We start from the raw sequence: 23,785 nt of genomic DNA, 5'->3' as shown, positions 1-23,785 counted from the left end.
TCCGCTGTCGGGCCGTGACCGGTGTCTCCGATCATAGTGGGGGTCCGGGCGAAGAATATTTCATATGCCGCATTCAGGAGGTCGGCACCCGCTCGATCAGGGCGACCTTGACGTGGTCGGGGCGCTTCAGCGTGCCGTCGGGCACCAGCTCCACGATCGTCTTCACATTGAGCGCCGAGCGCACCCGGCCTTCGATGGTTGCCCGCAGTTCGTCGCGCTGTTCGGGGGTCAGGTCCAGTGCGTGCTCGACCACGAGCGGCAGCGGGCGCTGGGTGGAGTGGCCCTCGAAATCGGCGCGGATACGCATCTCGCCGGTCGTCGCGGGCGCCAGTTCCATGACCAGTTCCTTGACCGCGGACGGGAACAGGTTGATGCCGCGCACGATCAGCATGTCGTCGGTGCGCCCGACACAACGAACCTTGTAACCCGTTCGGCCGCAAGCACAATCGGTTCCGGTGACGACCACGTGGTCGCGGGTGCGGAAACGCAGCAGGGGCGACGCCTGGCGGCGCAGCGCGGTGTAGACGAGTTCACCGCTCGCACCTTCGACGGGCGCCACCTGGTCGCCGGTCTCGGGGTCGATGAGTTCGGCGATCATCAGATCCGGTGACAGGAAGTGCATGCCGTCACCGACCTCGCACTCGCCCCAGTAGGTGCACGCGATATCGGTGCCGCCCAACATCTCGCGCGCCGTGGCGCCCCAGAGCGATTCGAGCTTCTCGCGCACCGCGGGCAGCCCGCCGCCCGGTTCGCCACCCACGCTGATCGCGCGCACACCCAGTTCGGCGGCGGCGCGGCCGACGATCTGCGGCGCCTGCTCGGCCAGATGGGTGAGGAAATAGGGGGTGCCGATCAGGGCGTTGGGGCGCTGATCTGCCTGCACGCGCAGCAACCGCTCGGCGCCCGCTTCCGCGCCGATCGGGATGTCGACGATGCCCATGTACTGCAGAATCTGCACGACCGGCAGGCCGCCGACGAAGCCCTTGCTCATGCCGAAGCCGTGCAGCAGGCGATCGCCGGGCCGGAATCCGTTGGCGTAGAGGGCACGTGCGCCCAGCTCACTCCACGTGCGGATATCGCTTGCCGTCAGACCGACGTAGGACGGTGAGCCGGTGGTCCCCGACGACGCCTGAATCTGCACGATGTCGGCATCGGACGCGGCGACGTGGGTGCCGAGCGGCGGCGCGGACGCGAGGCTGTCGCGCAGTTCCTGCTTCTCGGTGAACGGCAGACCGGCCAGGTCGTCCACGGTCTCGATCTTGTCGACGTCGACGCCGTGTTCGGCGAACTTCGCCTGGTAGAAGGCGCTGTGGGTGGCCAGGTAGGCGAGCTGCTCGCGGAGCCGCTCGTCCTGCACCCGGCGCGCCTCCTGCGCCGACAAGGTCTCGACAGCACTCCAGTACCGCGCCGAGAAAGGAACACTTCTCATGATGACTCCCGAATGGCCGTTGCAACGTCGCCGCGCTACCGTGGTGGTCCGGCGACGATTGTTCCTCGACCATAGTTCGGCCTTTACCGCTATTCAATTCACCGTCTTCGAATCACCGATTCGGTATTTTTCACTTGCTAACTTCCGGTCCGGGGGTCAGCCTCGAATTGTCGATGACAAGCCGTGCTGACCTGCTGATTTCCTGACCACCCCGACCTCGTTACCGGGATTCGGAGCTGTCGAACAGGCAATTCGAAGATCATCACTTGGCGCATCGGCCGAGCGGAATTAACGTACTGCTCGGCGAACAATTTATCCGAACTCATCGCATACGGAGCACAAGAATGAATTCGAACTTCCTGGACGAGGCGCAGGCCGACTGGCTCGACACCGTGAACAAGTTCATGGACAACGAGATCACCGTGGAGTACGTGCGCAAGTGCGACAGCGGCCGGGAGTACCCGTACGAGGCGTACGAGAAGATCGCCGCCCAGGGCTGGCTCGGCATCCTCATCGATGAAGCCGACGGCGGCTCCGGCGGCGACATCTTCGACTACTCGCTGATGGCCGAGGGCCTCGGCAAGTTCGGTTTCGACTTCGCCTGCTCGGTGCTCGTTCCCACCTTCACCGCGATGAACATCCTGAAGTACGGCACCGACGAGCAGAAGGCGCGCTACGTCAAGCCGTTCATCGACGGGCAGATCCGCTTCTCGGTCTCGATCTCCGAGCCCGACGCCGGTTCCGACGCCTCCAACACCAAGACCCGCGCGCGTCGTGACGAGAACGGTGACTGGATCGTCACCGGGCAGAAGCTGTGGTGCTCGGGTGCGGCCGCCAAGGACACCGTCATCGCGATGCTGGTGCGCACCGACGCCGACGACAAGCACGGCGGCCTGTCGGTCCTGTTGATCCCCAACGACACTCCCGGCCTGGACATCCGCAAGCTGCCGACGCTGTCGCGCCACGCCACCGGCACCACCGAGATCTTCCTCGACGAGGTCCGCGTGCCCGCCGACGCGCTGCTCGGCCAGGTCGGCCAGGGCTGGAAGATCATCACCGACCACCTCGAACTCGAGCGCTGCGCGGTCGCCGCGGCCTATGTCGGCAACGCTCAGGAGGCGGTGCGCGCGGCCAACAAGTACGCCCACGAGCGCATCCAGTTCGGCAAGCCGATCTACGAGTTCCAGGTGCTCAAGCACATGCTGGCCGAGAACCAGACCCGCGTCGACGCCGCGCGCCTGCTCTGCTACCGCGCCGCCAAGATGAAGGCCGCCGGGCTGCCCGCCGCCCGCGAGACCTCGATGGCCAAGCTCTACGGCTCCGAGACGCTCAAGCAGTGCGCCCTCGACGGTATGCAGATCCTTGGTGGTTACGCCAACCTGCCCGAGGCCGACATGGAGCGCTACCTGCGCGAGAGCGTGCAGTCCACCATCGGCGGCGGCACCTCGCAGATCCAGCGCACCATCATCGCCAAGTCGATGCGCCTGTAATCCGGCGTGTAATCCACCCTCTCGCAAGAACTTTCGAGGAGAACTTCGATGGCAACCATCAACAACCGCATCGACATGCCGCTCGACGAGATCGAGGTCGGCACCGTCTTCCGCTCTGGCGGACGCACCATCACCGAAGCCGACGTGGTGAACTACTGTGCGCTGACCGGCAACTGGATCGAGATCCACTCCAACGTCCACTACGCCGCGCAGACCCGCTTCGGTGAGCGCCTGGTGCAGGGTTCGCTGACCTACTCGCTGATGACCGGCCTGATCCAGTTCGGCCCGTCGATCCAGGCGAACTACGGCATCGACAACCTGCGCTACCTCAAGCCGGTGCTGATCAACGACACCATCTACGTCACCGCCGAGGTCATCGCCAAGAAGGACAAGGACGAGAAGTTCGGCGTCATCACCTTCCTGATGAAGGCGCTCAACCAGCACGGCGACGTGGTCCAGCGCAGCGAGTGGAGCCTGCTCATGCTGCGCAAGCGCGAAGACCTCGACGCACTCGTCGGCGCCTCGCTGCCGACCGAAAAGGTGCGGGGCTGATCCCATGACCGCACAACCCGTCGCAGCGATCGTCGGCATGGGCGACGCCTATGCCACGCGCGCGAATCGCAAGGACCCGCTGCAGTTGGCCGCCGAGGCCACCGTCGCGGCGCTCGCCGACGCGGGGATCACGAAAGACCAGGTGGACGCCCTGTTCACCGGTCGCTCGCCGTGGGCCGACAAGCGCTCACAGTGGAGCAATATCTTCGCCTCGCACATGCAGATGCCGCTGACCTTCACCAGTGAACTCACCATGCACGGCGCGGGCCTCACGGCTTCGCTCGCGCAGGCGACGCAGATGATCGCCGCGGGTAAGGCGGAGTATGTGCTCTGCCTGCAGAGCGATGCGACGGAGTTGTTCGTCGACGCGGTGGCCATGGGCGCGGAGGCCGACGCGGATCCGCAGTTCGAAGTGATGTACGGACCGACGATCCCGTCCCTCTACGCCCAGGCCGCGCGCCGGTACTTCCACGAATTCGACATCACCGAAGCCGATCTGGCCGAGGTCGCCGTCGCCAATCAGCGCTGGGGCGCCCATCATCCGCACGCGGCCAAGGCCAAACACGGCGAGATCGATGTCGCCACGGTGCTCGCCTCGCCGTACGTGGCCACGCCGTTGCGGCGGTGGATGTGCTCCACCTGGGGCGGTGGCACCGGCGGCGCGTTGATCGTCACCGCGCCCGACAACGTGCGTGCCGAGCAGAAGCCGGTCTACCTGCAAGGGTATGGATCGGCCACTACCCATGAATACCTGTCAGACCGGATGAACATGCGCAGTTGCCGATTCGCCGACTTCGGTACCCTGCCGAACCTGACCCACACCGCCACCATCGAGGCGGCACGGCAGGCCTACGCGATGGCCGGGCTCGGCCCGTCCGATATCGACATGGTGCAGATGTCGGTGAACTTCGCGCACATGGGACCGATCGTCATGGAGGACTTGGGCTTCGCGAAGAAGGGCCGCGGCATCGACGTCTATCGCGAAGGCCGCACCGGCGTCGACGGCGACCTGCCGACCGACACGAACGGCGGTTGGCTGTCCTTCGGCCAGCCCGGCATCTCCTGCAATATGGACACCATCATCGAGACCGTGCGCCAGCTGCGCGGGCAGGCGCTGGGGCTGGCGCCGACCCGCAAGCCGGAGACCGCGCTGGTGCAAGGTGCGGGCGGCATGCTGGCGGCGGGCAGTGTCCTGGTGCTGGCGGCCTGAGCGGAATCGGAGAACATCATGAGTGAGACCACCGCACACAACGACTGGCCACAGCCGTACCAGTTGCTCGACGCCGCACCGTACTGGGCGGCGCTGGACGAGCAGCGCCTGACCTATCAACGCTGCGCCGACTGCGCCGAAGCCGTGTGGCCCGCGCACTCGTACTGCCCCTATTGCGCCTCGTCCGCGCTGAACTGGGAGGAGTCGGCCGGGCGCGGCACGGTGTACTCCTTCAGCACGGTGATGCGCGGCCCGACCCCGGTGTGGGCGTCGATCACGCCGTACACCGTCGGGTTCGTGCAGATGGCCGAGGGGTACATGCTCTTCGCTCAGATCGAGGGCGACCACGAGGCCATCGCGATCGACCAGGACGTCACCGTCCGGTTCGTCGAACGCGGTGCCCAGACCATCCCCGTCTTCACCGCCGCGAACCCCGGGTAGAGGTGCACTATGAACCAGCAGAGCGAACTTCCGCTGTCCGGAATCGTCGTGGTCGAACTCGGTGACAGCGCCTCGGCGCCGTTCACCGGCAAGATCCTCGCCGAACTCGGCGCCGAGGTGTGGAAGGTCGAACGGCCGACCGGCGATTCGTCGCGCGGTTGGGGCCCGAGCATGTGGAAGGGCAGTGGGGCGGCGTTCCACGCGCTCAACCGAGGTAAACGGTCGATCAAGATCGACATCAAGGACCGTGAGCAGCTGGCGCTGCTGCACCAGTTGATCGCCGAGCGAGCAGACGTGTTCCTGCACAATCTGCGACCCGGCTCCGCGGCGAAGTACGGCTTGGACGCCGAGAGTCTGCGGGTGACCAAGCCCGAGCTCGTGCATTGCGAAGTCGGTGCCTTCGGCCACAGCGGTCCGATGAACACCTTGCCCGGTTACGACCCGCTGATGCAGGCGTTCTCCGGGATCATGAGCATCACCGGCGAGAACACCGGTCCGCCGGTGCGCGCGGGGGTGTCGATCATCGACTTCGGCACCGGAATGTGGGCCGCGATCGGCATTCTCGCCGCGCTGCATCGGCGCAGTTCCAAACTGGACGGTGCCGCGGTGAACGCGTCGCTGCTGGAAACGGCGATCGCGTGGATGTCGATCGGCGTCGCGGGCTACAACGCCGATGGAGCGCCGGGTGAGCGTCACGGCTCGGGGGTCGCGTTCATCGTCCCGCACCGCGCCTACTCGGCCGCCGACGGTGATCTGATCATCAGCTGCGGCAACGACGGACTGTTCGCGCGCCTGAGCCAGGCGCTGGACCGCCCCGAGTGGGCCAGCGACGACCGATTCGCCACGAACGCGGCTCGCCTGGCCAACCGGGCGGAGATCGACCGCTTGATCGGTGAGCGGCTCGCGAAGCACCCGCGCGATTACTGGCAGAAACGGTTGCAGGACTTCGGAGTTCCGGTCGCGCCGGTGCAGACGACCGCCGAAATGGTCGCCCACGAGCAAACGAAGGCGCTCGGCATCATCGGTTCCCCCACCGACGACGAGATCGGGGTCGTCGGGCTGCCGTTGTCGTTCGATGGCAAGCGACCGCCCCCGTTGCCGACCACCCAGGATATCGGTGGTGCCGACGATCAGCTGCGTGAGCTGCTCGGACAGCGAACCGGCGCCGACAGCAACGGAAAGAGCGATGGCGAGCAGTAGCGGCCCCCTGGCGGGCATCCGCATCGTCGAACTGGGCGGGGTCGGACCGACTCCGTTCGCCGCGATGCTGCTGTCGGATCTGGGCGCTGACGTCATCCGGTTGGACCGGCCGCCGGGTTACGACGGTGGCGCACCGATCGACGCGAAGTTCAACCTGCTCAACCGGGGCAGGCGCAGCGCGGTCTTCGACCTGAAGAAGCCCGAGGCGGTCGCGGCCGTGTTGCGGCTCGTCGGCGAGGCGCAGGTGGTGCTCGAGGGATTCCGGCCGGGGGTCGCGGAGAAACTCGGGCTCGGCCCCGATGAATGTCTGGCGGTGAATCCGGCGTTGGTGTACGGCCGGATGACCGGTTGGGGCCAAGACGGTCCGCTCGCGAAAGACCCCGGTCACGATGTCAACTACATCTCGTTGACCGGGGTGCTGCATGCGGTCGGGCGCGCCGGTGAACCGCCTGCCATCCCGCTCAACCTGGCGGGCGACTTCGGCGGTGGCTCACTGTATTTGGCGCTGGGCGTGGTCTGCGCGCTGCTGGAGAGTCGTACGTCGGGCCGGGGCCAGGTGGTCGACTCCGCCATGGTCGACGGTTCGGCCTCGCTGATGACGCTGTTCTACGGCCTGTTCGCCGCGGGCTACTGGAGCGACGAGCGCGGTGTGAACCGGCTCGACTCGGGCGCGCCCTGGTACAACGTCTACGAAACCGCCGACGGTGGCTGGATCAGTGTGGGCGCCAACGAATCCCGCTTCTGGCGCAATCTGCTGCGGATCATGGGCCTCGACGCGGCGGAGCTGCCCGACCAGCACGACAAACCGCAGTGGCCCGCGATGCGGGAGAGGTTCGCCGCGGTGTTCCGCACCAAGACCCGCGACGAATGGTGTGCTCTCGCAGCGGGACAGGAGGCCTGCCTGACTCCGGTGCTCTCCCTCGCCGAGGCGCCGAGTAACCCGCACCTGCGGGAACGCGGCACCTTCGTCGACGTCGAAGGAGTCGTGCAGCCCGCTCCCGCACCGCGTTTCAGCCGCACACCCGGTGCGATCCAGCGACCTCCGGCCGAACCCGGTGAGCACACCGACGAGGTGTTGGGGGACTGGGGCTTTACCCGGGACGAACTCACAGCCTTGCGCGGTCAGGGCGCCATCGGTTGATGGCGGGGCCGAGAGGGTGTGGTGAGATCGTCCGCCGTGCCCCTCGTTCATGTCTGATGGTGTAATCGTCGGACCATGGCTGAGGACCTGATCGTGACCCGGGCGCTGGTGATACCGGCCTCCGAGCTGCGCGAGCGGTTCTCCCGGTCGTCCGGTCCTGGAGGTCAGCACGTCAACACGACCGATAGTCGGGTAGAGCTGTCGTTCGACCTCGCCAACTCGCCGTCGGTGCCCGAGCGGCTGCGCACCCGGATGCTCGACCGCCTGGCCACTCGCCTGGTCGACGGAGTGCTCACGATCGCGGCCTCCGAGCAGCGCGCACAGCTGCAGAACCGCGCGGCTGCTCGCGAACGCCTGGCCACGTTGTTGCGTGAGGCCGCTGCCGCCCCGCCACCTGTCCGCCGCGCCACCAAACCCTCACGCGGAGCGAAGGAGCGGCGAATCTCGGCGAAGAAGCGGCGCGGCGTCATCAAACGCAACCGCCGCGCCTCACCCGACGACTAGCCGACGCGCGGCATGGCTACTTCGCGCCTGTCGCTCCGAAGTTGAATTCCGAGGGCTGGAGAATGACGAACCCCGCGCCGAGGAATCGCACCTGTGCCACCTCGCCGGAACCGCCGCGCAACATCGATCCGAAACTCTGGGTGCGCACGAGGGAGGTCTGCAGGCCCGAGGACCAGCCGATCAGCGCATCGCAATCGGCGAACACCGGCTGTTGGGGGCTGACGGGGATGACAAGCGGCTGACCATGACTCGTGATCGCCAACCGGCCCTGCCCCTGGAAAACACAGTTGAACAAACCACCACCGACGAAAGCGCCTGCGCCGGAGACCATCTGGATTTCGTAGCCAAGGCTGGGCTCGTAGGCCAGAATATGTTTGCCGTTGATCGAGAGCGAATCTCCTGGATCGAGGTCGATCAGAAAGCAATTCGACGCATGGTGGGCGAACCAGACCTCGCCCTGCCCTCGGCAGGTCATCAACGGCACCCCCTCGCCCGTGGCGAACCGCTTGACCAGATTGCCGATTCCTTGGCTCTTCACCTCGAACGCGAATTGCCCGCGGTAGCCGATCATGGCGCCTTGACGGGCGTATATCTCGCCGTCGACGCACGCCTTCACACACTTGGCGTGCTGCAGTGTGATGCCGAGTTGGGTCGCCTGCTGGGCAGTATTGTTCGCGTGGAAGATGTCGCTACGCATGCGCGTGGGTGCTCCTGAACTCTCGCGGTCGGCGCCTGTTCGAACCCTCGGGCCGAGCGCCTGCCTCACGATACCGAGCCTGCGAATCGGGCGCCCACCACACGGCAATCGAGGCGAGCGGGTGATTTCGCGTCTCCGACGGGTTCGTGCCGATCTCGCCCACCTCGACACCTGCGCCATTTCCGGTTGCCTAGCAGGGGTGAAGGAATCGGTGCCAGGCGCACGGTCCGAACGAAAGGGCTGAGCGAATTTTCCTCCAGCCCTTTCGTTTTCGGCGCCGGTTTCAGCGGCGAGCTTCGACCACCGCACCCTCGGTGTGGAAATCGGCCAGCTCCACCTGATGTGTCATCCGCCAGTAGTCGGCGACCCGCCACGGCATATTGGTGACCACCCGGCCCGCCGCGTTGCGGTACCAGCTGCGCATGCCGTCGAAACTCCAGATCATCCTGGCGTGGGCCTCGTCGAGCTCCCGGTTGTACCGGTCGTGCACCTCTTGCTTGCACTCGACGGTGGCCAGGTCGCGTTCGATCATCGTGCACACCAGGTCGGCGATGTAGCGCACCTGGCATTCCGCGATCGTGATGAAGCTGCCCCCGTGGCCGATATTGCTGTTGGGGCCGTAGGTCAGGAAGAGATTCGGGAACCCGGGCGTGGTGACGCCGAGGTAGGCGCGCGCGTCCTCCTCGCCCCAGACCTCGTGCAGCAGGCGACCCTCGCGGCCACGCACCGTGATCGGGTACAACGGGCGGCGCGCCTCGAAACCTGTTGCCATGACGACGATGTCGGCAGGCCGTTCGGTGCCGTCGGCGGCGCGCACGCCGGTGGCGGTCAGCTCGGCGACGCCGTCGGTGACCAGCTCCACCCGCGGTTCGCGCAACGCCGCGAACCAGCCGTTGTCGAGCAGCATCCGCTTCCCGTAGGGCGGGTAGTCGGGCAGCGTCTTGGCGACGAGGTCGGGTCGACCGTCGAGCTGTTCGGTGAGGTAGCGGGTGAAGTACTGCCGGTGCCGGTCGTTGGCCTGGTTGATCGAGCGTCCGCCGCCGTCCCACTCGGGATCGACGTGCAGCGAGGGGTGCACCCGATCGTTGAAGGTCCAGGCCAGCCGGAAGCGGTTCCATCGCCGGTAGAACGGCAGATGCCGGTTGAGCCAGTGCACGTCGTTGTCGATGAGCCGGAAGTAATCGGTGCTCGGGGCGATCCAGTGCGGCGAACGTTGGTACACCGTCAGCGATTCGACCTCGCCGACGATGGCCGGGACGATCTGCATGGCGGTGGCCCCCGAGCCGACGACACTGACCCGCCGCCCGGTCAGATCGAGGTTCTCCGGCCAGCGCGCCGAATGGAACAGCAGCCCACCGAAGTTCTCGGCGCCCGCCACCTCGGGCATCTTGGGCCGATTCAGCTGGCCGGTCGCGGTGATCACCACATCGGCGACGACGGTGACGCTGCCCCCGCCCGGCTCGGTGACCCGCAACTGCCAGAGCCGTTCGACCTCGTCCCATTCCGCCTCGGTGACCTCGTGCCCGAATCGGATCACCGAACGGTCGACGCACTCGGCCGCCATCTCCCGCAGGTAGGTCTCGACCTCGTCGCGCTTGCCGAAATGCTGAGACCAGTCCCGCTGATAGAACGAGAAGGAGTACAGCTGGCTCGGCGTATCGACGCCGCAACCAGGGTAGTGGTTTTCCAACCAGGTGCCGCCGACGTCGTCGTTCTTCTCGAGCACGACGTGGTCGACCCCGGCGAGGTCCATCGCGCGCGCGGCGAGCAGACCGGACACGCCGGCGCCGATGATCGCCACCCGCATCGGCCGCTTCACCGTGTGCGGTGCGCGTGGCAGGTGTGGGCGGAAGCCGAGTTCGTCGGCCATCATGGGTTCGAAGTCGGCATGGACGGGCTCGCCCGCGACCAGAGACATCAGTCGCAGCAGTAGATCTCCCGTGGGAGCGGGTACGGCAGGAGGCTGTCCCGCCGCCCAGGCCCGGACCACGGTGGCCGCCGCCGCGTAGATCTGCGCGCGGATCTCGGGTGCGAGTCCGCCGTCGTCGTTGTTATCGATCTGGGGTGCACGACGCGGGCGGTAGGGGTCGGCGAGCCAGCGGTCGTCGCCGGTCAGCTGGTAGAGCATCGCGACCAGGCTCGGGATATTGCCCGAGGCGAGCTTCTGTTCGAGCCGGTCGTCGAGATCTTCGGTGCGTAGGTCGAGCGGGTTCGGTTCGGTCATCGGAATGTCCTTCGTGAGTGAGTGCGGCGCCGCGGTGGATCAGGTGGTGAGCAGCGGCCAGAGTCCGTCGCGGCCCGCCGCGAGCGCGGCCGTGGTGAGCTTGTCGTCCCAGTAGCTGACCGAGCCGAACTCCGAACGCCACGCGAGCGCGGCGCCGGTGAACTCGTGCAGCCGGTGTTCGAGCGTGGTGCCCATCGCGCCGTGCACCTGATGGGCGTTGCGCACCACCACCGAGGTGGCGTGGCCCGCACACGAACGGGCTACCGCGACAAGGAAATTCAGTTCCTCGCCCTGCCAGTCGGTGCGCAGCGCCGCCGCGAGGGCGGCCTCGGTCGCGGCCCGGGCCAGCGACGCCTGGGCGGCGATATCGGCGACGAGGGTTTGCACGGCCTGGAACTTCGCGAGGGGACGACCGAATTGGACGCGTTCGCTCGCGTGGGTGACCGACATGTCGAGGATGCGGTCCAGCGCCGCGCACACCTGCAACCCGCGGGCGAGCGCACCGCGCAACCACAGGCGCTCGATCACGCTGTCGGACAACGGGATACCGGTGAGGTTCTCGATATCGACGGTCACGGTGTCGCGCGGTTCGCCCGCGGTATCGACACCGCCGGTGATCCGCAGTTCCGAGGTGGCGACATCGGCGACGAGGTAGCTGGTGTCACTCCGCCACACGGTCACCACTCGGTCGGCTTCCTCGGCCCACGGCACCCGCCGGGCGGTGCCGCTGTGATCGAGCAGGCAGGCGGTGCGTCGTTCGTCGGTCACGGGAAGTTCGGCTTCTTCGAGCAACCAGCAGGCGAGCAGATCGTGCTCGGCGAGAGGCACTCGCACGCCGTGGGTCGCCGCGGCGCGCAACAGCTCCGCGGCCTCGGCCCACCCCGCACCGCTGCCACCCGTGGTCGCACTGCCGGTCAGCCGGGTCAGGCCCAGGTCGCCGAGTCGCGACCACAGGTCGTCGTCCCAGGTGGCGACCTTCTCCGGTGGGTGCTGCTCGCGGTAGCGGGCGAACACGGCCGACATCATGTCGGTGAGGTCGCGGTCGACGGCGCTCATCAGCGCATCCCCAATCCCCGCGCGATCACACCGCGCAGAACTTCGTTGGTGCCGCCCCGGAGCGTGAAACCGGGACGTTGGACGACGGCGTGGTCGACGAGTGCGCGGTAGGGCGCGGGCGAGTCCGCGTCGACCAGCAGATCGGCGAAATCGGCGATATCGCCCTCGGTGGTCGTTCCGAGGACCTTGACCACCGCGGCGGCGGTATCGGCGCCCGGTTCCGCGCGTTCGAGTGCCCCGGCCACAGCGCTCGACATCTGATGCAACGCCACCACCTGCGCGGTGAGCCGCCCCAGGTCGGTGTGTCGTGGCAGCCCGCCCGCCGCCATCTGTTCGGCGGTTTCGGCGAGCAGCGCGAAGGTCGAGAGGAAGCGTTCGGGACCGCTGCGTTCGAAGCCGAGCTCGGAAGTGACCTGTTGCCAACCGTTTCCGATGGTGCCGAAGACCATGTCGTCGGCGACGAACACCTCGTCGAGCAGTACCTCGTTGAAATGGTGCTCGCCGTTCATCGAGACGATCGGCCGGATTTCGACACCGGGCGCGCGCAGGTCGACGAGGAATTGGCTCAGTCCGTCGTGCCGGTGGGCCGGGTCGACCGGGGCGGTGCGAGCCAGGCAGATGAACGCGTCGGCCCGGTGCGCCCCGGAGGTCCACACCTTCGCCCCGGTGATCGACCAACCACCTTCCACCCGAACAGCTTTCGTCGACACACTGGCCAGATCCGAGCCGGAGTCCGGTTCGCTCATCCCGATGGCGAAGAAGCATTCGCCCCGAGCGATCGCGGGTAGGAATCGGTGTTTCTGGGATTCGCTGCCGTACTTCAGCAGGGAGGGCACGATCTGCCGGTCGGCGATCCAATGCGCGGCCACGGGAGCGCCCGCGGCGAGCAGCTCCTCGGTGACGGCGAACCGTTCGACGAAAGTGCGCCCGTGACCGCCGTATTCGGTCGGCACGGTCATACCGAGCCAGCCGCGGGCGGCGAGTGCGCGGGTGAAATCCTCGTCCCACCCGGTCAACCAGGTGTCGACCGCGGCATAGAAGGTGCCCCGTGCGCGCTGTTCGGCGAGGAAGGCGCGGACCTCGGCGCGCAGTTCGTCGGTGGCGTGCGGATCGTCGGTGACCGCCGGTACCAGTCGCGGGATGGTCATGGCTTCGGTCCTTCCGTCGATCCGTAACTGCGTCCACCGCAGGCGTAGAGGAGCTGACCGGTCACGTAGCGCGCCTCAGGGGAGGCGAGCCAGGCGACCGCGCTCGCGATGTCGTCGGGTTGTCCCGGCCTGCGCAGCGGAATGCGCGACACGATGCGCTCGCGCACGCGTTCGGGCATCGCGTCGGTCATGTCGGTGGCGACGAAGCCCGGCGCGACGGCGTTGACCCGCAGGCGCGGGGCGTAGGCGAGAGCGAGAGACCGGGTGAGACCGACGATTCCGGCCTTGGACACCGCGTAGTTGAACTGGCCGACATTGCCGAGGTGTGCGCGTGAGCCGATGTTCACCACCGCGCCGTCGTCGGCCATGTCCTCGGCCAGCGCACTGGTGAGTTCGTAGGTCGCGCCCAGGTTGATCCGGGTCACCTGCCGGAACATGTCCTCGGTCAGGTCCGCGACGAGCGCGTCGCGGGTGATCCCGGCATTGTTGACCAGCACGGCGAGCGGTTCGCCGGTGGCGCGGACGGCGTCGCGGATCGCCGCGCGACCCGGCTCGGTGGCGATGTCGGCCTCGACGGCTACCGCGTCCAGAGCCGAGGCGCTGTCGCGCACCGCCGGATTGAGGTCGACCAGGACGAGCCGGTGACCGGTGGTCGCGAGCCGATGGGCGATGGCGGCGCCGATGCCGCGCGCGGCGCCGGTGACGAGTGCGATGGTCATGGCAGTGCCGCTCCCAGATGGTCGGTGCCGAGCGGGAAGATCTGGCCGTTGGCGCCGCGGGTGGCGACCAACAGTTCGATCGACTCGGCAACTGTCGCCGGTTCGATGCCCGCGCCAACGGCGAGCACGCTCACATAGCAGTCGTTCTTCCTGCGCTCGAACGCCAGCGCGCGGGCGCCCCCGAGCAGGCCGGTGGCCACCGCCGCGTCCAGCGGTGCGCCGCGGCCGAGGATCGCCGCGGCACGCACGACGTACACGACCGGCGCGTCGGCCAGCACGGCCTCCCTGGTGAGTGCGAAGGCCTCGGCGAGTTCGTCCTCGGCCGCGGACCAGTCGGACAGCCCGGTGCGGGCTTCGAACACCAGACCGATCGGCGAATCATTCTGTCCGACAGGTGTTTTCGACAGATGTTCGGAAAGTTCGGGATCGATGACCCTGGCCCTCATACCTGCACCGCCCGCTTGAGCAGGGAAACCATCTCACCCTCCTGCACGACCACATCGTGCTGGTTGAAGACCTCGACGCGCTGCACCATCACCCCGCGATCGGGCTTGGAGGTCGGGCGCAATTCGATGATCTCGTTGGCGGCCCGGATGGTGTCGCCGATCAGCACCGGCCGCAGGAAACGCCAGCCGCGGATCTCGGCGAACGCCAGCAGCGAGTCGCCGAAGATGTTCAACCGCCCGCGCAGGCCCGTGACCATCGACAGGATGAGCGCGCCGTGGGCGATCCGTTCGCCGAACTGGCTGTCGCGCATGGCTTGTGCGTCGGTGTGCAGGGCATGGAAGTCGCCGGAGACGCCACAGAAATTGACGATGTCGGCCTCGGTGACGGTGCGCCGCTCGGTGTCGAAGCGCATGCCGAGCTCGGCGTCGTCGAACCACATTCCGGTCATGGTGAACCTTTCGAAGATGCCGGGGGGAGTGCGGCGGAAACCGCCGCCTGGAATGCAACTTAATACCGTCTAGTCGGAACGTCAATATTGATAATTCCCAGTTCAAAGCCTTGACATGTGCGTACTGTGAATCCAAGGTACCAACTAGTCGGAACATGGGTGCGCGATTTCGCCGACACCGTCTGTGCGCCGACGCATCACCCCTCGAGTCCTGGAGCAGCAGATGGACACCTTGCCCACCGGTCGACGACAGACCGATCCGGTACCGATCACGCCGACGGACGACGAGCTGGCCCGCCGACGTCGGCGGGTGTACGCCGCGAGCGCCATCGGCAGCGCGATCGAGTACTACGACTTCCTGATCTACGCCACCGCCGCCAGCCTGGTCTTCGGCCCGGTGTTCTTCGCGAGCGCCAGTCCCGCCGTGGGCGTGATCGCCTCCTTCGGCACGCTCGCCGTCGGTTATCTGGCGCGCCCCCTCGGGGGCATCGTCTTCGGGTATTTCGGTGACCGCGTCGGCCGCAAGTCCACTCTGATCTGGACGCTCACCCTGATGGGTCTCGCGACCGCGGCGATCGGGCTGGTGCCGACCCCGGACCGGATCGGGGTGCTCGCGCCGTGCCTGCTGGTCCTGTTCCGCGTCGTCCAGGGCATCGCCGTCGGCGGCGAGTGGGCGGGTGCGGTGCTGATGTCGGTGGAACACGCGAAGTCGAAGTCGCGCGGGCTGTTCGGCAGTGCCACCCAGACCGGGTCGGCGGTGGGGCTGTTGCTGTCCTTCGCGGCCTACGCCGCACTCGGTGGGTTGAGTGAGGAGCAGTTCCTGTCCTGGGGTTGGCGGTTGCCGTTCCTGGCGACCCTTGTCCTGCTCGGAATCGGCATGTATGTGCGGTTGGCGGTCGTCGAGAGCCCGGTGATGGTGGCCCAGCAGCAGTCCGCGACGGCCGAGAGCGGCCCCGCTCCGCTGGTCGCGCTGCTTCGCGAGCGGCCGATGCGGGTTCTGCTCGGGATCGGCGTGTACGCCGGGCCGTTCATGGCCTACGCGACGGCGACCTCGTTCCTGGTCACCTACGCCACCACGCGCTACGGCGTGCCGCGGCACCTGATGCTCAATGCCCTCATGATCGCCACGGCGGGCATGCTGGTGACGATTCCGCTGTTCGCCGCCCTGTCGGACCGGATCGGTCGCAGGCCGGTCTACATCACGGCCACCCTGCTCACCGTCGTGCACGCCTTCACGGTCGTCCCGCTGGTGACCTCCGGTTCGTTCGCACTGATCCTGACGGCCTACGTGATCGGCCTGACGCTGCTCAACGCCGCGGTTCTCGGGCCGGTTGGCGCGCTGCTCGCCGAGTTGTTCCCGACCTCGTCGCGCTACACCGGGGTGTCGCTGGCCTACCAGTTCGCCGGGGTGATCGGCGGCGGGCTCGGGCCGCTGCTCGCGGCCACGTTCGTCGCACCGGGCGGGCCGGGGATCATCGCGGTGTCGGTGATGATCGCGGCGTTCTGTGTGGTGAGCGCCGGATGCGTGTGGGCGCTGGGTGAGACGCGACGGGCCGACCTGTATCGGATCGGCGACTGAGGATTTCGCCACGGTGGCGTCGTCCGGTTTGTTAGGCTGCCGTACCGACCGGTGTGGTACGGGAACGCCGCACCCCGGACGACGCGCATTGTGGCAGGCAGTCGGGACCTTTCCTCGCCCCGACTGAGTGAAAGGTCGATCAACCTACCAACCCGTTGGTATACAGGGGAGCGTCGGAGCACCGTGGTCCGGCCTGAGAAGAGAGGCGTTGTGACCAGAGAAGCGAAGTCCACCGGTGCCGAACAGGGCACACGCAAGCGCAGGCCGTCCGAGCGCGAGCACCAGGCGCTGCTCGAGAGCGCGCGGCGTCTGTTCGAGGAGAAGGGCTACGACGCCGCCGACGTGCGCAACCTCGTCGAGGCCGTCGCGAACACCACGTCCGCGAGCAGCGCGCGCACCGACGGCCGCCGAGTGCGCGACCCCGAAGGCGCCCGCCGGGCGTTGCTCGAGAGCGCGGTGCGCTTGTTCGAACGCAACGGGTACGCCGCCACGTCGGTGCAGAGCATCGTGGAGGGCGCCGAACTGACCAAAGGCGCTTTCTACCATCACTTCGAGAGCAAGGAAGACCTGCTGCGCAGGGTGCACGACGAGTTCATCAACTACCAGCTCGGGCGCGCCCGCAATGTTCTCGCCGACACCGAGCAGTCCACCGAGCAGACCCTGCGGCGGTTGATCGCCGAGGCCCTGCTGGAACCGATGTCGCTCTACAAATCGGAGATCACCGTCTTCCTGCAGGAGCGGCGGTTCCTCTCCGGTGAGGTGTTCTCCGAGATTCAGCGCAAGCGCGACGAATTCGAGCAGTACTTCGTCGATGTGATCGAGCGCGGCATGAACGAGGGCGTCTTCCGCGCACTCGCCCCCGCCCGGCTGGTGGCTTTCGGCATCATCGGCATGGGTGCCTGGACGCACGTGTGGCTCGACCTGAACGGACCGGTGACCCCGCAGGAGATCGGCAACATCTACGCGGAGATCCTGCTGAAAGGCCTGCTCGAAACCGATGACGCAGATGCGCGATGACAACCGGGCCGCGACCGACGTAGCCGATCAGAGATAGCCGAGGTTGGTGGCGTGGTGACTGTTCCGGACGACGGCGGTGGCGCCGCCGGTGATCTGCCGGTGGACCTCACCCGATTCATCGGGCGGCGGCGCGAGCTCGCGGCCGCGCGGCAATCCTTCGAGCGCGCCCGCCTGGTGACGCTGACCGGCACCGGCGGTGTCGGCAAGACCCGGCTGGCGTTCCAGCTGGCCAGGGAAGTGTCACGCGCTTTCGACGAGGGTGTCCGGATCGTCGCGCTGGCCGATCTGCAGGACCGAACCCTGTTGGGTCACACCGTCAACGCGGCGGTGGGCATCCGGGAGACCTCCGCTCGCTGGCAGCTCGACACGCTCGTCGAATACCTCGGCGACCGGCAGATGCTGATCGTGCTCGACAACTGTGAGCACCTGGTCGACGCCGCCGCCGAACTCGCCGCCGCGCTGCTGCGCTCGTGTCCGCGGCTGCGGATCCTCGCCACCAGCAGGCAGGCGCTCAATATCGATGGTGAGACGGTTGTTCCGGTGCCACCGCTGTCGGTTCCCGACGTCGAGAACGGGTGGAATCGCAGCGCCGCGGCGGCCGACAGCGAGGCCGTGAGCTTGTTCGTCGATCGCGCGGCGAGCGTGGTCCCGGGTTTCACCCTGAGTGCGAGCACGCAACCACAGGTGGTCGAGCTGTGCCGGTTGCTGGACGGTATCCCGTTGGCGATCGAGCTGGCGGCCGTCCGGTTGCGGGTGTTGCCGCTGGCCGAGTTGTCGGCGCGGATGAGCGACCGCTACCGGCTGCTCACCCAGGGCAGTCGCACCGCTCCGGCTCGGCACCAGACCTTACGAGCCTGCATCGACTGGACTTTCGAGCTCTGCTCGCCCGCCGAACGACTGTTGTGGAGTCGGTTGTCGGTGTTCACCGGTGGTTTCGGGCTCGACGCCGCCGAGGCCGTCGGCGCCGGTGGTGAGATCCATCGTGACGAAGTGCTCGACCTGGTCGCGGGGCTGGTGGACAAGTCGATCCTGACCAGAGTGATGGAAGCCAGGGAGCCGCGCTATCAGATGCTGGAGACGATCCGCCAGTACGGCGCGGGTCGGCTCGACGCCGAGCAACGCGCCGAACTCGACGGCCACCACCGCCACTGGTACGTCGCCCTCGCCGAGCGCGCCGACGCGGATTGGTCGGGCCCACGCCAGATGGAATGGCTCGAGCGGTTGCGCTGGGAGCACGCGAACCTGCGTGCGGCGCTGAACTCGGCTCTCGCCGCCGACCCGGTGGCCGGTATGCGCCTGGCCTACTCGATCGAGAACTATTGGCTCGCCAGGGGTTTCCTCGCCGAGGCCAGGCAATGGCTCGACCTGCTGGCGGCCGCCGGGCCGGAACCGACGATCGAGCGTGGGCGGGTCCTGCGGCTCAATGCCTGGCTGGCCATCCTGCAAGGCGACCACGAGGTCGTCGCAGCCCTGCTCGAGGAAGCCGCGGACATCGCGTCGACGACGGGTGACCCGTTGCTGTCGGCGTTCGTCGACCAGACCTGGGGGTTGCTCGCGCTGTTCCGAGGTGAGCTGCCCCTGGCTGTCGAGCGGCTCGAGGAAGCGGTCGTACGGTTCGCCGAACTGGGGCACCGCACGGCCGAGGTTCATTCGATGTTCGAGGTGGGGCTCGCGCTCAGCCTCGCGGGCGAGGGTGAACGCGCCGCCGACTGGCATCGCCGGTGCTGTGCGATCACCACCCGGATCGGCGAGTCGTGGTGGCGGTCGTTCTCGCTGTGGGCCTTCGGCATCGAGAAGCTGCGGCAGGGCGATGTGGCGACGGCGGCGAAGCTCGAGCGCGAAACCCTGGAACTCAAGCGGCAATTGGACGATCGGCTCGGCACCGCGGTGTGTCTGGAGGCGATGTCGTGGATCGTGGCTTCCGAGGGTGATGCCGAACGGGCGGCCCAGCTGCTCGGCGCGGCGGACGCGATGTTGCGCAAGGTCGGGATGGCGCTGGACGGCATCCCCCGGTTGTGGGCGTTCCATCTGCGTGGTGAGGACACCATGCGCCGCCGGGCCAGCGAGCGCGGTTTCCGCAGCGCGTATTCGGCGGGTGCGAACCTGTCGACCGATGCCGCTGTCGCGCTCGCGCTCGACGACGGAGCGAATGTCGTTGTCGCGCAACCACGCCGCCGTGCGGAGTCGACTCCGGCGCAGGAAACCCTGACCAGACGCGAACGGGAGATCAGCATGTTGGTCGCCCGTGGGCTGACCAATCGCGAGATCGCCTCCTCGCTGGTGATCTCGGTGCGCACGGTGGAGAAGCACGTCGACCACATCATGGCCAAACTCGGTCTCGGGAACCGCACCCAGATCGCCGCGTGGGTGGCCGACACCCGCGACGAGGGCTGATTCGGCGCCGGGTCACGACACGCGCAGCAGGGCTTCGTCGTACAGCTGCCAGCCTTCGACCGCGAACGCGACGACGAATCCGGCTCGGCGCAGATGGTCGCCGACCTCGTGGAGCAGCTGACCGCGGGTGGCCGGGTCCTCGTTTGTTCTGATGAGCGCGCCAACGGCCACACCGACCCGGACAGCGTCGGCGATCAGTCCCGCGAGCAGGCGTGCCGAGGCGGGGAAGACGATCTCGCTCGGTCGCGGTGAGTGGATGGCCGGGTCGAGCCGCGCGTGGCGGGTGGTGTCGATGCGCAGGATCGGCATCGGCGTCAGGCCGTCCGCGTCGTCCAGCCTGCCCGCCAGCACCGCGGCGTCGCGCAGGTTGTCGGCGTCGAGGGGCCACGGGTGGACCGCGGCGGGCAGGCCGTCGATGCGACGGAACGCGGGTTCGCTCCCCTCGTCGAGGGGCCACAGGGTTACGACGGGCACTGGCGTCATGGCGATCACTCCTGGTACAGGCGGGTCTGCGCTGGTACCACCAGATCTTCGGCGCTCACCGCGACGGTGCCATCCGTAATCGTACGTATCTCGGTACGAATCCGGCGCTGCGCGCCTGGCGCAGGGGATACGCTTCTCGAAAGCACCGGCGAGGGTCGTATACCGGCTGGTCGGAATGCATTAAAGAATCGATCGCTGCGACGTAACCCCTTGACAAAGTGGCCTACATCACCGCAAGGTACCAACTAGTCGGAACGGGACCGTGAGCATACCGGTGCCTGCCGATTTCGAGACTTGGAGGAGATCGTGCGAATTGACCCCTACCGGCGACAGGAGCGGCACTGATGCCCGAACGCGCTTTCAGTGACTGGCACACCCACATCTATCTGCCCGAGCACTTGGGTCCGGTATGGACCGATCGCGGGACCGAGCTCGTCGGCCGCCCCGGATTCGGCGCCGCCGATCTCGACGAGCACACCAGGGTGATGGCCGCCTCCGGGGTCGACCGATTCCTGGTCCTCGGTTTGCAGGTGGCCAGAATCGGCATGAAGGTCCCCAACGACTACGTCGGCGAATACCTCGACGCCAACCGCGATCACGCCATCGGTGTGGGCAGCGTCGACCCGACCCAGCCCGGCGCCGCGGCCGAATTGCGCCGTGCCGTCACCGAATACGGGCTGCACGGGGTGAAGCTGTCGCCGCCGTATCAGGGGTTCCACCCCCATTGCGAGGAGGCCTACGAGGTCTACCGCGCGGCCGCGGATCTCGGCATCTTCCTGATGTTCCACCAGGCGAGCGTGTTCGCGCCCGATGGTTGCAACGAGTACGCGTACCCGATGCTGCTCGACAAGGTCGCTCGCGAGTTCCGCGACACCAATATCCTCGTCGCGCACTTCGGCAAGCCGTGGATGAACGAGACCGTCGAGCTGATGATGAAGAACCGCAACGTCTTCGCCGACGTCTCGACTTTGCCGGTGAAGACCTGGCAGCTGTACAACGGGCTGCGCCTGGCCGTCGAAGGCCACGTCACCGACCGGCTCGTCTTCGGATCGGACTTCCCGTCGTTCGATCCGCGCGAGGCCGCCGACCAGTTCCTGGCCATCGCCGACCTCGAGATGCCGCTGCCCATCGCGCGTGACGTCGTCGAGGACATCCTCTACAACCGCCCATTCGACCTGATCCTGCGCAAGTAGCGCACCCGCCAACGAAGGAGACCGTCATGATCGAGTATCTGAACCCGCCAGCGATCGGCGACTACACCGCCGCGGGCCTGTCCTCCGGCACCGCGACCGAGAAGTTCGTCTACGCCGCGGGTCTGGCCATGGACCCGGCGACGATGAAGCGGCGCGCCGACGCGACCACGATCGCGGACGAGACCCGGATCTGTCTGGACAACATCGCCACCATCCTCGCCGAGGCGGGTCTCGGCCTCGGCGACATCGTCAAGACCACCTGCTATCTGCGCGAGGACGCCTACCGAGGTGAGTTCATCGAGGCGTACAAGGGTGCGTTCGGCGCTGGCCCGTACCCGGCGCGCTCGACTTTCGTTCTCGGTATCGCCTCGGATCTGCGGGTGCAGATCGAAGCGGTCGCCGTGCGCGCGGACGCGCGGTGAGTGCCGTGAGCTCGACACCCGAATTCCAGAAGATCCGGCTCGAACGTCGTGCCGACGGTGTGCGGGTGCTCGAACTCGACGACCCGGACAAACGCAATGCCATCGGACCGGTGATGCGCGAGGAATTGCTCAGCGCCGCAGCGGAATTGGCGAACGACACCGAGGCGAGGGCACTCGTGGTCACCGGAACGGGGACCTCGTTCTGCGCGGGCGCCGACCTGATCGCGCTCTTCGATGTCGACGGCGCGACACCCGCCCAGATCCGCGAGCGACAACTGTCCTACTACGAGAGTTTTCTCTGGCTGCGTGAACTGCCGTATCCGACGATCGCGGCGGTGCAGGGCCACGCCATCGGCGCGGGCCTGAACTTCGCCCTCGCCTGCGACATCGTCATCGCCGGTCCCGCCGCGAAATTCGGCGCGACCTTCGCCCGTCTCGGTCTGCACCCGGGTGGTGGCTGCTCGTGGTTCCTCACCGAACGACTCGGCGCCGGGCGGGCTCTGCACACGCTGCTGCTGGGGGCTGTCCTCGGTGGTGAAGAGGCGTACACGCGCGGTCTGGCCGATGTGTTCGCCTCGGACGCGCGGGCCGAAGCGCTGACGTTCGCGGCGTCGGTCGCCGCGTTGGAGCCGTCCCTGGCCCGTGACATCAAACGCGCGGTCGCGATCGCGGCGGACGGATCGTTCGAGGCGACGCTCGGGTTCGAATCGTGGGCGCAGGCGGCGAGTTCGTATCACCCGGGGGTGCGTGAGGGAATCCGGGCGGCGGGCCGCAGTACCGGCGCCGCGACGAAGGAGAAGAAATGATCGAGCAGGAGCAGTTCAAGAAGATCATGGCGTGCGCGCCCGGTCCGGCGGCGATCGTCACCGCGACCGGCGCGGACGGTCGACCGCAGGGGCTCACCGTGTCGGCGGTGTGCTCGGTCTCGCTCGACCCGCCACTGCTGCTGGCGTGTCTGGATCTCGGCTCCAACACCCTGGGGGCGGTGCGGGCGAGCAAGGCGTTCACCGTCAACTACATCGCCGCGGGCCGGGAACGGGTCGCGTTGGACTTCGCGGTGAAGTCCGATTCGAAGTTCGACAGCCACGTCTGGTCGGCGCCCGCCGCCTCGTGCGGTGGCCCGATCCTCGATCAGCACTGCGCGGCGTACGCGGTGTGCCGGGTCGAGCAGTTCATCGAGGCGGGCGATCATGTGATCGTCGTCGGCGCGGTGGTCGAGGGGCAGGCCGGTGACGATCATGCCCTCGCCTACGCGCGTCGGGCCTTCTTCACGGCGGTGAGCGCGTGAGGGCCCCGGTGGTCGGTGTCGTCGTCGGCAACCCGCGCTCGGGTTCACGCACGACGAAGGTCGCGCGGGAAGTCGCCGACCAGCTCGCGGCATCGATCGGCGGAAAGGTCGGCGCTGTTGTCGAATTGGCCGACCACGGCCCGGCGGTGCTCGACTCCGACAGTCCGGCCGTACGCGCCGACATGGCGACGCTGAGCGAGGTGGACGTACTCGTCGTCGCCTCACCGACCTACAAGGCCAGCTACACCGGCCTGCTGAAAGCCTTCCTCGACCGCTACGGCCCGCCCGCGCTGGGCGGAGTCGTCGCGGTCCCGGTGATGGTCGGTGGTGCGCCCGCCCACGCGATGGCGGTCGAGGTGCATCTGCGCCCGCTGTTGGTCGAGCTCGGGGCGGTCGTACCGACTCGCGGGCTCTACGTCCTCGAGTCCGATATCGACCGGCTGACCGAGGTCGTCGCCGACTGGTCGACGGGCGCGGTCACCGCGCTGGGAGCGGTCCGCGTCTCCAACTGACAACGAAAAGCGTTGAGCGGCAGTACTTCACGAGCGAGTCCTGCCGTGACTGCGTGCTGCCCGGACATCGGGCGGAGCTGATACAGGCCCGACGAAACGGCCGGACCCGCCACGTGCGGGTCCGGCCGTTGTCGTGTTCACCCGCCGTATTCGCTACGTACACCCGCGAATACGTAGCGAATACGTAATTG

At 67.4% G+C, this 23,785-nt stretch carries 24 protein-coding genes; 15 read left to right on the top strand and 9 right to left on the bottom strand.

What is annotated here, in order from left to right; translation table 11 throughout:
- Nucleotides 1–73: 73 nt before the first annotated feature.
- Nucleotides 74–1,429: a phenylacetate--CoA ligase family protein gene (locus ACSVDM_RS27960; protein WP_439268769.1), complete on the bottom strand. Its 1,356-nt coding sequence runs from the start codon at nt 1,427–1,429 to the stop codon at nt 74–76.
- A 344-nt stretch (nt 1,430–1,773) separates the two neighbouring features.
- Here ACSVDM_RS27960 and ACSVDM_RS27955 point away from each other — a divergent pair, with 344 nt between their 5' ends.
- The 7 genes from ACSVDM_RS27955 to arfB all read left to right on the top strand — a co-directional run bounded on the left by ACSVDM_RS27955 (nt 1,774) and on the right by arfB (nt 7,967).
- The gene (locus ACSVDM_RS27955; protein ID WP_439268768.1) at nt 1,774–2,919 is read left to right on the top strand and encodes an acyl-CoA dehydrogenase family protein; all 1,146 of its coding nucleotides are present in this window, start codon (nt 1,774–1,776) and stop codon (nt 2,917–2,919) included.
- Nucleotides 2,920–2,967: 48 nt separating this feature from the next.
- A complete protein-coding gene (locus tag ACSVDM_RS27950) occupies nt 2,968–3,471 on the top strand; it encodes a MaoC family dehydratase (RefSeq protein WP_195152253.1) in 504 nt (167 codons plus the stop codon).
- Between the two features lie 4 nt (nt 3,472–3,475).
- The gene (locus tag ACSVDM_RS27945) at nt 3,476–4,681 is read left to right on the top strand and encodes a thiolase family protein (RefSeq protein WP_439268767.1); all 1,206 of its coding nucleotides are present in this window, start codon (nt 3,476–3,478) and stop codon (nt 4,679–4,681) included.
- An 18-nt stretch (nt 4,682–4,699) separates the two neighbouring features.
- A complete protein-coding gene (locus ACSVDM_RS27940) occupies nt 4,700–5,122 on the top strand; it encodes a Zn-ribbon domain-containing OB-fold protein (protein ID WP_439268766.1) in 423 nt (140 codons plus the stop codon).
- 9 nt (nt 5,123–5,131) lie between these two features.
- Complete coding sequence (locus ACSVDM_RS27935; protein ID WP_439268765.1) at nt 5,132–6,322, top strand: CaiB/BaiF CoA transferase family protein; 1,191 nt, start codon at nt 5,132–5,134, stop codon at nt 6,320–6,322.
- Nucleotides 6,309–7,463 (top strand): CaiB/BaiF CoA transferase family protein, encoded by a 1,155-nt coding sequence (locus ACSVDM_RS27930; protein WP_439268764.1) that lies wholly within the window; start codon nt 6,309–6,311, stop codon nt 7,461–7,463. The genes ACSVDM_RS27935 and ACSVDM_RS27930 overlap by 14 nt, the downstream gene beginning before the upstream one ends.
- A 75-nt stretch (nt 7,464–7,538) precedes the next feature.
- Nucleotides 7,539–7,967, top strand: coding sequence for an alternative ribosome rescue aminoacyl-tRNA hydrolase ArfB (arfB, locus tag ACSVDM_RS27925; RefSeq protein ID WP_439268763.1), 429 nt, complete (start codon nt 7,539–7,541; stop codon nt 7,965–7,967).
- A gap of 16 nt (nt 7,968–7,983) precedes the next feature.
- Here the strand turns inward: arfB and ACSVDM_RS27920 are convergent, their stop codons facing one another.
- The 7 genes from ACSVDM_RS27920 to ACSVDM_RS27890 form a co-directional block, all read right to left on the bottom strand.
- Entirely contained in the window at nt 7,984–8,664 is a 681-nt protein-coding gene (locus ACSVDM_RS27920) for an AIM24 family protein (protein WP_439268762.1), read from the bottom strand.
- Nucleotides 8,665–8,947: 283 nt separating this feature from the next.
- The gene (locus ACSVDM_RS27915; RefSeq protein WP_439268761.1) at nt 8,948–10,888 is read right to left on the bottom strand and encodes a flavin-containing monooxygenase; all 1,941 of its coding nucleotides are present in this window, start codon (nt 10,886–10,888) and stop codon (nt 8,948–8,950) included.
- 39 nt (nt 10,889–10,927) lie between these two features.
- Nucleotides 10,928–11,944 (bottom strand): acyl-CoA dehydrogenase family protein, encoded by a 1,017-nt coding sequence (locus tag ACSVDM_RS27910; RefSeq protein WP_439268760.1) that lies wholly within the window; start codon nt 11,942–11,944, stop codon nt 10,928–10,930.
- Nucleotides 11,944–13,092, bottom strand: coding sequence for an acyl-CoA dehydrogenase family protein (locus ACSVDM_RS27905; protein WP_439268759.1), 1,149 nt, complete (start codon nt 13,090–13,092; stop codon nt 11,944–11,946). The genes ACSVDM_RS27910 and ACSVDM_RS27905 overlap by 1 nt, the downstream gene beginning before the upstream one ends.
- Nucleotides 13,089–13,811, bottom strand: coding sequence for an SDR family oxidoreductase (locus ACSVDM_RS27900; RefSeq protein ID WP_439268758.1), 723 nt, complete (start codon nt 13,809–13,811; stop codon nt 13,089–13,091). The genes ACSVDM_RS27905 and ACSVDM_RS27900 overlap by 4 nt, the downstream gene beginning before the upstream one ends.
- Nucleotides 13,808–14,257, bottom strand: a complete 450-nt coding sequence (locus ACSVDM_RS27895) for a hypothetical protein (protein ID WP_439268757.1) — start codon at nt 14,255–14,257, stop codon at nt 13,808–13,810. Before ACSVDM_RS27895 ends, ACSVDM_RS27900 begins: the two co-directional genes overlap by 4 nt.
- The gene (locus ACSVDM_RS27890) at nt 14,254–14,706 is read right to left on the bottom strand and encodes a MaoC/PaaZ C-terminal domain-containing protein (protein WP_439268756.1); all 453 of its coding nucleotides are present in this window, start codon (nt 14,704–14,706) and stop codon (nt 14,254–14,256) included. Before ACSVDM_RS27890 ends, ACSVDM_RS27895 begins: the two co-directional genes overlap by 4 nt.
- Before the next feature lie 223 nt (nt 14,707–14,929).
- Here ACSVDM_RS27890 and ACSVDM_RS27885 point away from each other — a divergent pair, with 223 nt between their 5' ends.
- The 3 genes from ACSVDM_RS27885 to ACSVDM_RS27875 all read left to right on the top strand — a co-directional run bounded on the left by ACSVDM_RS27885 (nt 14,930) and on the right by ACSVDM_RS27875 (nt 19,696).
- Entirely contained in the window at nt 14,930–16,285 is a 1,356-nt protein-coding gene (locus ACSVDM_RS27885) for an MFS transporter (protein ID WP_439268755.1), read from the top strand.
- A gap of 210 nt (nt 16,286–16,495) precedes the next feature.
- Nucleotides 16,496–17,302: a TetR family transcriptional regulator gene (locus ACSVDM_RS27880; RefSeq protein ID WP_439268754.1), complete on the top strand. Its 807-nt coding sequence runs from the start codon at nt 16,496–16,498 to the stop codon at nt 17,300–17,302.
- Between the two features lie 51 nt (nt 17,303–17,353).
- Nucleotides 17,354–19,696: a LuxR C-terminal-related transcriptional regulator gene (locus ACSVDM_RS27875; protein ID WP_439268753.1), complete on the top strand. Its 2,343-nt coding sequence runs from the start codon at nt 17,354–17,356 to the stop codon at nt 19,694–19,696.
- 12 nt (nt 19,697–19,708) lie between these two features.
- Here the strand turns inward: ACSVDM_RS27875 and ACSVDM_RS27870 are convergent, their stop codons facing one another.
- Nucleotides 19,709–20,179 (bottom strand): hypothetical protein, encoded by a 471-nt coding sequence (locus tag ACSVDM_RS27870; RefSeq protein ID WP_439268752.1) that lies wholly within the window; start codon nt 20,177–20,179, stop codon nt 19,709–19,711.
- Nucleotides 20,180–20,523: 344 nt separating this feature from the next.
- Here ACSVDM_RS27870 and ACSVDM_RS27865 point away from each other — a divergent pair, with 344 nt between their 5' ends.
- The 5 genes from ACSVDM_RS27865 to ACSVDM_RS27845 are packed head-to-tail and all read left to right on the top strand — an operon-like array spanning nt 20,524 to nt 23,594.
- On the top strand, nt 20,524–21,372 hold the full coding sequence (locus tag ACSVDM_RS27865) for an amidohydrolase family protein (RefSeq protein ID WP_439268751.1): 849 nt from the start codon (nt 20,524–20,526) through the stop codon (nt 21,370–21,372).
- A gap of 26 nt (nt 21,373–21,398) precedes the next feature.
- On the top strand, nt 21,399–21,794 hold the full coding sequence (locus ACSVDM_RS27860) for a RidA family protein (protein WP_439268750.1): 396 nt from the start codon (nt 21,399–21,401) through the stop codon (nt 21,792–21,794).
- 5 nt (nt 21,795–21,799) lie between these two features.
- Nucleotides 21,800–22,600, top strand: coding sequence for an enoyl-CoA hydratase-related protein (locus tag ACSVDM_RS27855; RefSeq protein ID WP_439268749.1), 801 nt, complete (start codon nt 21,800–21,802; stop codon nt 22,598–22,600).
- A complete protein-coding gene (locus ACSVDM_RS27850; protein ID WP_439268748.1) occupies nt 22,597–23,082 on the top strand; it encodes a flavin reductase family protein in 486 nt (161 codons plus the stop codon). Before ACSVDM_RS27855 ends, ACSVDM_RS27850 begins: the two co-directional genes overlap by 4 nt.
- A complete protein-coding gene (locus ACSVDM_RS27845) occupies nt 23,079–23,594 on the top strand; it encodes an NADPH-dependent FMN reductase (RefSeq protein ID WP_439268747.1) in 516 nt (171 codons plus the stop codon). Before ACSVDM_RS27850 ends, ACSVDM_RS27845 begins: the two co-directional genes overlap by 4 nt.
- Nucleotides 23,595–23,785: the final 191 nt, after the last annotated feature.

Origin of the sequence: Nocardia sp. JW2 (assembly GCF_051843015.1) — a bacterium.
In the GTDB taxonomy this organism is placed as follows: Bacteria; Actinomycetota; Actinomycetes; order Mycobacteriales; family Mycobacteriaceae; genus Nocardia; species Nocardia coubleae.
The sequence above is the reverse complement of the archived record's forward strand: the minus strand, read 5'-3'. Positions and strand labels throughout refer to the sequence as shown.